The sequence below is a fragment of the Algibacter sp. genome, assembly GCF_049667265.1.
Classification (GTDB): domain Bacteria; phylum Bacteroidota; class Bacteroidia; order Flavobacteriales; family Flavobacteriaceae; genus Algibacter_B.
Genome location: NZ_JBATHX010000182.1, coordinates 1 through 8,875, shown reverse-complemented (window position 1 = coordinate 8,875; position 8,875 = coordinate 1). Strand labels below are relative to the sequence as shown.

Annotated in this window: 8 protein-coding genes; 3 read left to right on the top strand and 5 right to left on the bottom strand. The window is 30.8% G+C overall.

The window, feature by feature from the left end:
• Positions 1 to 143: 143 nt before the first annotated feature.
• A complete protein-coding gene (locus tag WBN21_RS06750) occupies positions 144 to 551 on the top strand; it encodes a TlpA family protein disulfide reductase (protein ID WP_424198681.1) in 408 nt (135 codons plus the stop codon).
• A gap of 70 nt (positions 552 to 621) precedes the next feature.
• Entirely contained in the window at positions 622 to 1,587 is a 966-nt protein-coding gene (locus WBN21_RS06745) for a D-2-hydroxyacid dehydrogenase (RefSeq protein WP_424198679.1), read from the top strand.
• A 17-nt stretch (positions 1,588 to 1,604) separates the two neighbouring features.
• Here WBN21_RS06745 and WBN21_RS06740 read toward each other — a convergent pair whose 3' ends face one another.
• The 5 genes from WBN21_RS06740 to WBN21_RS06720 are packed head-to-tail and all read right to left on the bottom strand — an operon-like array spanning position 1,605 to position 6,480.
• Complete coding sequence (locus WBN21_RS06740; protein ID WP_424198677.1) at positions 1,605 to 2,750, bottom strand: lycopene cyclase family protein; 1,146 nt, start codon at positions 2,748 to 2,750, stop codon at positions 1,605 to 1,607.
• An 18-nt stretch (positions 2,751 to 2,768) separates the two neighbouring features.
• The gene (locus WBN21_RS06735; protein ID WP_424198675.1) at positions 2,769 to 3,218 is read right to left on the bottom strand and encodes a beta-carotene hydroxylase; all 450 of its coding nucleotides are present in this window, start codon (positions 3,216 to 3,218) and stop codon (positions 2,769 to 2,771) included.
• Positions 3,219 to 3,227: 9 nt separating this feature from the next.
• A complete protein-coding gene (locus WBN21_RS06730; protein WP_424198674.1) occupies positions 3,228 to 4,067 on the bottom strand; it encodes a phytoene/squalene synthase family protein in 840 nt (279 codons plus the stop codon).
• On the bottom strand, positions 4,064 to 5,536 hold the full coding sequence (locus tag WBN21_RS06725; RefSeq protein WP_424198672.1) for a phytoene desaturase family protein: 1,473 nt from the start codon (positions 5,534 to 5,536) through the stop codon (positions 4,064 to 4,066). Before WBN21_RS06725 ends, WBN21_RS06730 begins: the two co-directional genes overlap by 4 nt.
• A gap of 44 nt (positions 5,537 to 5,580) precedes the next feature.
• Positions 5,581 to 6,480, bottom strand: coding sequence for a MerR family transcriptional regulator (locus WBN21_RS06720; protein ID WP_424198670.1), 900 nt, complete (start codon positions 6,478 to 6,480; stop codon positions 5,581 to 5,583).
• Between the two features lie 218 nt (positions 6,481 to 6,698).
• Here WBN21_RS06720 and WBN21_RS06715 point away from each other — a divergent pair.
• The coding region (locus tag WBN21_RS06715) for a tetratricopeptide repeat protein (protein ID WP_424198668.1) at positions 6,699 to 8,875 on the top strand (2,177 nt) is incomplete at its 3' end.

Below are 8,875 nucleotides of genomic sequence, written 5' to 3'. Positions count from 1 at the left end.
TGTTCTTAATTTTACTTTTTTTTAATTTCATTTTTTAAAAATAATAAAAGGCTATAAATACTTTGTCAAAACCAAGCTACTAAATTAACAAAAATAATATGAGATTAAAAGCATAAAAAAAACCTCCCCAATGGGAGGTTTTAATTACCGATTATAATTGGGGATTAAAGAATAAGGAGGGTGATGTTTTTAACTTTAAAAGCACTAAAGGCAAAGTAGTTTTACTTAATTTTTGGGCAACTTGGTGTCCGCCGTGTATTGCTGAAATGCCTAGTATGCAGGATTTGTATACTGATTATAAAGATAAAATTGAATTTGTATTTGTGTCAAACGAAGACTTTACAGTTATCAATAAATTTATGGCTAAAAATGGCTATGATTTTCAAGTTTATAATCCAGTAACTCAATATCCAGAAAATTTTGATATTTCAAGTATTCCTAGAACTTTTTTAATAGGTAAATCAGGGAATATTGTAATTGATAAAACAGGTGCAGCCAATTGGAATGGCGATTCGGTTAGAGAAACAATTGAGACCTTGATTAAAAAATAAAAAGCCTCAAAATTTACTTTTTTAGTAAAATTTACTATAATTTTAATACTTAATAAAAGCGATTTACAAGTTGAAAATAGTTGTACTAGACGGTTACACACTTAACCCAGGAGATTTAAGTTGGAAAGGTATTGAGCAATTTGGCGATTTATTGGTTTATGATCGAACTGGAAATAATTCAGTAGATATTGTAAAAAACATAGGCGATGCTGAAATTGTTTTTACCAATAAAACACCTTTAACTAAAGAGGTTTTAAAACAAGTTCCTCAATTAAAATATATTGGGGTTTTAGCAACGGGTTATAATGTCATTGATGTAGATACTGCAAAAGCATTAGGTATACAAGTTGCTAACGTTCCCACTTATGGTACGCAAGCCGTTGCACAATTTACTATGGCTTTACTGCTCGAGATGTGCCATAACGTTGGTAATCATGCTAATGCAGTTAATAATGGTGAATGGACTAAATCATTAGATTTTTGTTTTTGGAATTCACCACTTATAGAGCTTGATGGTAAAACTTTAGGAATTATTGGTTTTGGAAGCATAGGACAAGCTACCGCCAAAATTGGTCAAGCTTTTGGTTTGAAAATTTTGGCGTATAACCGAAGCAAAAAGCCAGAATTAGAAACAGAAACCTGTAAATATGTGTCTTTGGATGAATTACTAAAATCATCAGATATTATTAGTTTACATTGTCCTCAAACCGAAGCCACAGAGGGCATTATCAATAAAAATAATATTGATAAAATGAAAGATGGTGTAATGATTATAAACACCGCTCGTGGAGGATTGATAGTGGAAGACCATTTAAAAGACGCCCTAAACTCGGGTAAAGTATTGGGTGCTGCTGTCGATGTCGTTTCAACCGAACCTATAAAAGCAGACAATCCGCTATTAAATGCCAAAAACTGTATTATTACACCTCATATTGCATGGGCTTCTAAAGCCTCTAGAACCAGATTGATGCAAACTACAGTTGATAATTTAAAGGCTTATTTAGAAGGAAATCCTGTTAATGTGGTGAATGAGTAGTTTTAATAAAAATCTAATTATAGCGTTTTAAAGAACGCCTTTATAAAGCTCCAAGAAAATAATGACCACATAATTTTTAATTCTTCAAGAAAAGAGGATTCTTCATCTAAAAAACGAAACATTGTTTGAATGGAATTTTTATCATAAAATTGTTCAAATAGCCATTCCCCTTTATGGTTTTCATCTTTTAATACTTTTAAAAATACTTTATCGTAAAACTTAAATCTGCTTTTAAATAAATTATTTGACGGCGTTTTATTTACCTTAATATTTTCAATAATTTTTTCAACTTTCTTCTCTGTATGTTTAAAGGAATAGCCTGTTGACCCTTTTACCCAACCACCTCCAGTTCCAATTTTAGTAACTTTTTTTGTGTTGAATTTTTCAAAAGGGAAGTTGGTCATAGGAATTTGTCCTGCTTCAGTTTCAATAATTGAGTAATTTTCTATTTTCAGATAGTCTTTAATATATTTTTCAATAAACATATCATAAGTAGCTTCATTAACAATTTCCGAGGTAAAATAGGTGAATTCAATAAGTGCTTCTGTTTCAGAAAACGGTAAAATATAAGTAAATGTGGTTTGCTCACCGTCTTTCAACCTAAAATCCATCATAGTGATACTATTTATATCAAAACAATTGGTTTCAGTTTTAATTACCCAACCTTTAAAATGTTGAATAATTAAAATACTTTCATTTGAATTGATGGAGAACGCCTCAGGAATTCTACTATCAAAAACATGGGTTGCTGAATAGGTGTTCTTATTAGTTGATACTTTTACAAAGTCGTTTTCAGTTACTGTTTCAACATGTTCTAAAATGAATGAAATTTTCTGCTTTTCAATAAGCTTTCCTTTTGCATAATTATAAAAGTCAATAGAGCGAATGGATTTGTATGAATAAGGATTAAGTTCTAATGGAATGTCTTTTTTAGCCGTGATAACTGAAGCTTTTTGCCACGATTTATGAGCGATACAGTTCCATTGTGAAGGTTCGGTTTCCCAGAAGCTCCAGGTTTTATCATTCATGTTTTTTAATGAAGAATCTATAAGGGCAATATGTTTGTCATCAAAAAAAGCATCTGATGCCATTTTTAAAGCAAGTTGTAATCCGGCTAAACCATTTCCAATAATAATATAATCGAAATGGGTTTTAATGGACATTGAAGAAGTTTAAGGAATCTATTTTTTGAAATATTTAAACGGAACAAATAACATTCCGAAGCACTCGCCATCTTCTTTTCCCAAGTGTTTATGGTGTATTTTATGAGCACGTCTAACGCCTCTTGCATACCAATTATTGGCATTTCTAAAAAGCTTAAAACGTTGATGAATAAAAATATCATGCACCAAAAAATAGGAAAGGCCATATGCAAAAATACCCAAGCCTATAGGTAATCCGGCCCAAAAGCTCGTGTATTTCCAGAGTAAAAAGAAACCAATACTAACAACGGCATAAAAAATAAAAAAAGCATCGTTGCGCTCAAACCAACTATCATGATCTTTATGGTGATGATCTTTATGTAAACTCCATAAAACACCATGCATAATGTATTTATGTGTAAACCAAGCCATAAATTCCATGAAGGAATAGGTTCCTAAAAATATAAGTATCCAGTATAAAGTGTGCATAACTAAAATTTACAATAAATTTAATTGATATTTCACATAACTTCGCATTAAAAGTTCAATTTTTTTTGGGTTCGAAACGCGAATTCTTGAATCTTTAATTTTTAAAGCAGGTGTTTTTTTGAGTTTTTTTAGAAGTTGACTGTAATATCTATAAGCCATAAAAACGCCAAATTTAGCTTCAATGGGTAATTTTTTTATACCGCTTAACCCTTTTTTAAAGTCAGCTTCTATGTCGTCAATAATTACCTGTTTTGAAGTTTCATCAAGATTTTTTAAATCAGTATTAGGAAAATAGGTTCTATCAAGACCTTCAAAATCTGCTTTCAAATCTCTTAAAAAATTTACTTTCTGAAATGCTGAACCTAATGACATGGCGGTATCTTTCAAATCCTCGTATTTTTCAATATCACCCTTAACAAAAACTTTTAAACACATAAGTCCAACCACATCTGCCGATCCATAAATGTAGGCTTTATATTCTTCTTCCGTTAAATATTCAGATTTATGTAAATCTAATCGCATGCTATTCATAAATGCATCTACAAGAGATTTGTCTATGCTATACTTGTGAAAGGTATGCTGAAATGAGTTTAAAATAGGATTGAGACTAATTCTGTCTTTTAAAGCTAATTCTAAATCATCAGAAAATCTGTTGAATAGGGTTTCTTTATCATAATCGTGAAAAGAATCTACAATTTCATCAGCAAAACGAACGAAGCCATAAATATTATATATATCACTTCTGATAGACTTGTATAGCATTTTTGTAGCCAACGAAAATGATGTGCTATATGTTTTTGTTACAAGCTTACTGCTGTTGTAAGAAACGGTATCAAATAGTGATTTCATATTAATATACTATGATGTTTTGTTATTAAATCGGATACTAATTTTCCAGAAATTAATGATGGAGGAACACCTGGCCCTGGCACAGTTAATTGACCTGTAAAGAATAAATTAGCCACTTTTTTGCTTTTTATTTTTGGTCTTAAAAAGGCGGTTTGCAACAAGGTGTTTGCCATTCCATAAGCATTGCCTTTATAAGAATTGTAATCCTTTATAAAATCGTTAATACAAAAGCTTTCTTTAAACAAGATATCATTTTTAACTTGCTGTGAAGTTAAGTTTTCAAATCGATCGATTATTTTATCAAAATAAGTTGATCTCAATTCTGGAGTATCCTTTAATCCGGGGGCTAATGGTATTAAAAATATGCCAGCCTCTTTACCATTTGGTGCTGACTGACTATCTGTAATACTTGGGAAACTCGCATAGAATAGTGGGTTTTCTGGCCATTTTGGATTATCATAAATAGCTTCGGCATGCACATCAAAATCAACATCAAAAAATAAAGTATGGTGATTTACATTTTTTAACTTTTTGTTGAAACCCACATAAAATAATAGGGACGAGGGCGCAAACGTTTTTTTATTCCAATATTTCTCAGAATATTGTCGATATGGAGGATCAATAAGAGTTTCAGTATGATGATAATCGGCACCACTAACAACTATATCCGAATAATAATTTTTTCCATTTGATACCACACCTTTAGCTTCTCCATTCTCAATTATAATTTTTTCAATAGGAGCATTTAAGTTTATTTTTACTCCAAGTTCTAAAGCCAAGCTTTCCATAGCAAGAATAACTTGATACATGCCTTTTTTAGGATGAAATGTGCCAAGTCCAAAATCGGCGTAATTCATAAAACTGTAAAATGAAGGCGTATCACTAGGTTTAGCTCCTAAAAACAAAACAGGAAACTCTAAAATTTTAACGAGTCTATTATTTTTAAATTCTTTTCTAACATCCTTTTTAATGGTGCTGAAAAACTGATTTATTTTTTTAATTGTTGCTAGTGTAATAAGTTCTAAAGGTGATACTCCAGGATTATAAACCAAATCTTTTATGGCAATATCATAGTTGTTTTCAGCCTGCTTTATAAATTTTTTGAGCTTTTTAGAACTTCCGGCTTCTTCTTTTTCAAAGGCGACGGCTATTTTTTCAAGGGTGTCCTCAATGGTTATAAAATCATCCTTTCCAAAATAAACGCTGTAGGCAGGGTTTAATTTTTCAAGCGTGTAGTAATCAGAAGGTTTTTTGTCGAAATCTGCAAAAAACCGTTCAAAAACATCTGGCATCCAATACCAAGTTGGGCCAATATCAAAAGTAAAACCTTCTTTTGAAAGTTGCCTGGCACGACCGCCAATAGAATTGTTTTTTTCGAAAATGGTTACTTCATAGCCTGCTTTAGCTAAATAGCATGAAGCTGCTAATGAAGAAAATCCCGAACCGATAATATTAATAGTTGATTTCATAATGTTTAACAAATATAGTTAAAAGTTAAACAATAATAGCATTTTTATAAATCTTTTACTAAATTTTCTATGGAATTGAAAATGGAAATTTTTTCTGGTATATTTTCCAATTGAAAGTCACTAAACCTTTTACCTAATAATAAGAGTTTTGTGTTTTCCTTATTAAGAAGGAGATCATGAAATTTATTGATATAATCAGGTATGTCTTTAATTTCAGGGTAAACTGTAAAATAGGAAACAAAAGTAATTTCATCGAAAAAACCTAGTAAATCAGATAGGCTTTCCATAGGAACACTTTCGCCTAAAAATATGGTGTGGTAACCTTTGCTTCTAAGTTTATAATTAATAAATAGCAAACCAATATCATGAATTTCATTCTCAGGAAGGAAAAGCACAAACGTTTTAGATTCTGGTTTAGGCTCTAAAAGTTGTAACCGTTCAGTATTTAAGAGTATTTTTTGTTTAATATGAACAGATAAAAAATGTTCGTGAGCCGGAGTAATGGTTTTAGTTTGCCAAAGTAATCCTATGTCGTTTAATAGTGGTAAAAATACAGAATAGAATATTTCGCTAAACGACTTGTTTTCTAATAGGTTATTATAAGTGCTATAGAATAAGACTTGATCAAAATTAATCATAGCCATTTTTAAAGCGTTAATGGCATGGTCTTCAACTTTTGCTCTTGAGGCAATTTCTCTAACTTTAATTGGAATTTGATTTTCATCAAGGTCGGCAATTTTTGAAATCTTTAAGCCATTATTATTTAAATACGATATATTTAATAGCTTTTGAAAACTTGCTAAACTATAATTTCTAATGTTTGTATCCGACCTATCTGGGCTAAGTAAATTATAGCGTTTTTCCCAAATACGAATGGTATGAGCCTTTATTCCAGTTAGGTTTTCTAGATCTTTTATACTGAAATTAACTTTTATATTGTTCATTAAAATATTGTTATAGTTAAACAAAAGTACTTATATTATTAAGACTTTGCAAAAAAATGATTTTTATTTCTTAAGTTTCTTCTGAACAATATCACATATAAACCCTTAATACCTATAAATATTTGGCTTTGTACGTTTTTAATTAATAACTTCCTTTGTAAAACTGCTTGTATAATTTACCTTTGAAAGGTGGTTTATTCTCAATTTAAGTCTGTTTTATGATTAGAAATTTTTCACTTTTTAAACTGAATTTTCACCAGTTTATTTTAGTTCTGATACTTGTATGTTTTTCAGCGTGTAATACTAAAAACAAATATGTTAATGTTGACAATGTATTTATCTCATCAGAATTAATTCCAGACAATCATTTTTTAGGTGATAAGGTTTGTGCTGAATGTCATAAACAAGAGGTTGATAATTGGAAAGGTTCGCATCATGATAAAGCCATGCAAATTGCTAACGATTCTACAATATTAGGAGATTTCAAAAATAAAAAATTCACAAGTCAAGGTATTACTTCTCATTTTTATAAAAAAGATGATGCATATTTTGTTAATACCGAGGGACCAGAAGGAGATTATGTAGATTATAAGATATTATATACCTTCGGAATTACGCCACTACAGCAATACATAGTCAAATTTCCAAATGGGCATTACCAATGTCTTAGAACAGCTTGGGATACTAAAAAAAACAAATGGTTTGATTTATATCCAGATTTTAAGGTCGTGCACTCAGAGTGGTTGCATTGGTCAAGAGGTGGTTTGAATTGGAACAATATGTGTTCAGATTGCCATTCAACTAATGTTAGAAAAAATTATGATCAGGAAACACACAGTTACAATACAAAGTATGCTATTATTAATGTGAATTGCGAAGCGTGCCATGGTGCTGGGAAAAATCATGTAGAACAAGCAAAAAGACTTGGAGAAGATTATAAATCTTCAAATAATTTTTGGATGACGAGTAAAACCTCACCTAAGGAACTTGTAGATCAATGTGCCAGATGCCACATGCGTAGAGAACAAATTTCTGGTCAATTTAATTTTGAAGGTAGCATGCTCGATCATTATTGGCCTCAATTAATTGCTACCAACACTTATTATCCTGATGGACAAATTTTAGATGAGGATTATGTATATGGTTCATTTGTGCAAAGTAAAATGTATAGTAATAATGTTACATGTACAAACTGCCACGACCCACATTCTCTTAAGTTGAAGTTTGAAGGTAATAATTTGTGTACTCAATGTCATGTACCAAGTACTTATAATACGCCATCGCATCATTTTCATTCAGAAAATTCAGAAGGAGCCCAATGTATAAATTGCCACATGGACGGTAAAATTTATATGGGTAATGATTACAGACGTGATCATAGTTTTAGAATTCCAAGACCTGATTTAAGTATTAAATTCAATACACCAAATGCATGTATCCGTTGCCATACAGATAAAGATAATGAATGGGCTTGGGAACATTTTAAAAAGAACTACGGAGAGCCAGATTACAAGCACTTTTCTGAACTTTTAGCACCAGGTTTAACTGGTGCAGATGATGGATTTCATAGCCTTTTAACCTTAGCAAAAGATACAATTTATCCAGAAATAGCAAGAGCATCGGCCGTTAGGGGGATGAGTGATTATTTATATGAAGAATCCATTGCTGACATGTTAAGCTTTTTAGATGATGATTCTCCATTAGTAAGGGGTGCTACAATTGATGTGTTAAGTGAACTAACAACTACAGATTACGTCAAATATTTTATACCATTATTAAAAGATAAGAAACGCTCCGTAAGGGTTAAAGCCTTTCATGCTATGGCTTCTTTAGATGAAATTCAAATTCCTGAAGCTTATAAAGAGGCATATAAAAAAGTAAAAGTAGAATATAATATTCACTTAAATGTTATTTCCGATTTTTCCGGTGGAAGAGCCAAAAAAGGAGATTATTATCTAAAAAAGGGTAACGTAATTAACGCTATAAAATCTTATGAAAGTGCTTTGGAGATTGATCATATTAATAACATGATTAGAAGTAATTTGGCTAATTTATACTATAAAAATGGTGAATTTGAAAAGGCAGAAGAGGCTTTTAAGACTATTATAAATCAAGAACCAGAGTATGCACAAACATATTATTCTTATGCATTATTATTAGGTGAACAAAACAGAACAGAAGAAGCTATTAATCAAATGCAACTAGCAATTAGATATATGCCTGAAAATGTTAGGTTTTATTATAATTTAAGTCTTTTATATGATAAAATTAACGTCTTTAATAAGGCAGAAGCAGCAGCATTAGAAGGTTTAAAACTGGAACCTCAAAACGAAAGTTTATTATACGTACTAGCCTATATCTATCAAAAAAACCATCAAATTGAAAAAGCAAAGAA

Bases quoted from the DNA above. Each gene is read 5' to 3' on its own strand.
- WBN21_RS06740 (WP_424198677.1), bottom strand. From the start codon at position 2,750: ATGTCCATTAAAACCCATTTCGATTATATTATTATTGGAAATGGTTTA.
- WBN21_RS06735 (WP_424198675.1), bottom strand. From the start codon at position 3,218: ATGCACACTTTATACTGGATACTTATATTTTTAGGAACCTATTCCTTC.
- WBN21_RS06730 (WP_424198674.1), bottom strand. From the start codon at position 4,067: ATGAAATCACTATTTGATACCGTTTCTTACAACAGCAGTAAGCTTGTA.
- WBN21_RS06725 (WP_424198672.1), bottom strand. From the start codon at position 5,536: ATGAAATCAACTATTAATATTATCGGTTCGGGATTTTCTTCATTAGCA.
- WBN21_RS06720 (WP_424198670.1), bottom strand. From the start codon at position 6,480: ATGAACAATATAAAAGTTAATTTCAGTATAAAAGATCTAGAAAACCTA.